This is a genomic window from Acinetobacter sp. YH12137 (assembly GCF_013418535.1).
Lineage (GTDB): Bacteria > Pseudomonadota > Gammaproteobacteria > Pseudomonadales > Moraxellaceae > Acinetobacter.
This window is the reverse complement of sequence record NZ_VPBW01000090.1, coordinates 1-1,288: the sequence shown is the minus strand read 5'-3', so window position 1 is coordinate 1,288 and position 1,288 is coordinate 1. Positions and strand designations below refer to the sequence as shown.

Here is a 1,288-nt window from a genome sequence, read left to right as displayed (position 1 = left end):
ACGATTGGTAAGAATCCACAACAAGTTGTTCTTCATGACGATGTATCTGAGGGTCTGTAGCTCAGTTGGTTAGAGCACACGCTTGATAAGCGTGGGGTCACAAGTTCAAGTCTTGTCAGACCCACCAAATCTGACTAACGAAGCATGAAAGTGCTGAAGCAAACAGAACGAACGATACATTGACTTATTGATAAGCTGGGGACTTAGCTTAGTTGGTAGAGCGCCTGCTTTGCACGCAGGAGGTCAGGAGTTCGACTCTCCTAGTCTCCACCAAATTTCAAGACCAGAAAAACAACGTTTTTCCTTGAAATTTAAGCAAGAAGCTACGCTTCGCGCAGTATGTGATCATACAGTAGCGTGAATGTTTAGTTCCTAAGCGATCAAGTGTTTAGATCCTAGAGATTAACAAGTAGAAGCGTTAAGATACGCACCACTTGATAATCTCTGTGATTTATCACAGTAATGCAGTCCGACGAGGATGCATTAAATCATTAACAGAATATATTTGAGTTGAAATAATTTGTTCATACTCATACAAGAGCGGAAACAAGAGATCGCAAGATTGATTGTTGAAGTGATTGAATGAGAACTAGCGAAATTAACTGAATCAAGCGTTTTGGTATATGAATCTAATTGAAGCTGTACAGTGATTAAGTTCACGAAACTCTAACTGTGTAATTAACTGAGTGATTGGTTGATTATGTTGTTTATCCTACTTGTAGGGATGAACGACTGTTTGGGGTTGTATAGTCAAGTAATTAAGTGCATGTGGTGGATGCCTTGGCAGTCAGAGGCGAAGAAAGACGTGATAGCCTGCGAAAAGCTCCGGGGAGGCGGCAAATATCCTGTGATCCGGAGATGTCTGAATGGGGAAACCCACCGGCTATAAGGTCGGTATCATAAACTGAATACATAGGTTTATGAGGCGAACGCGGAGAAGTGAAACATCTCAGTATCCGTAGGAAAAGAAATCAATTGAGATTCCCTCAGTAGCGGCGAGCGAAAGGGGAACAGCCCATTAAGTCATATCAGTTTTAGTGGAATGCTCTGGGAAGTGCAACCATAGTGGGTGATAGTCCTGTACACGAAAGGGCTGATATGATGATGTCGAGTAGGGCGAGGCACGTGAAACCTTGTCTGAATATAGGGGGACCATCCTCTAAGGCTAAATACTCCTGACTGACCGATAGTGAACCAGTACCGTGAGGGAAAGGCGAAAAGAACCCCTGTGAGGGGAGTGAAATAGATCCTGAAACCGCATGCATACAAGCAGTGGGAGCCACTTTGT

The 1,288-nt window shown here is 43.5% G+C and carries 2 tRNA genes and 1 rRNA gene; all 3 read left to right on the top strand.

What is annotated here, in order from left to right:
• Positions 1-50: 50 nt before the first annotated feature.
• Positions 51-127: transfer RNA gene (locus FTU72_RS16200), tRNA-Ile, on the top strand.
• Positions 128-197: 70 nt separating this feature from the next.
• Positions 198-273 (top strand) — tRNA-Ala (locus FTU72_RS16195).
• A 475-nt stretch (positions 274-748) separates the two neighbouring features.
• Positions 749-1,288 (top strand): 23S ribosomal RNA (locus FTU72_RS16190); the annotation flags it as partial.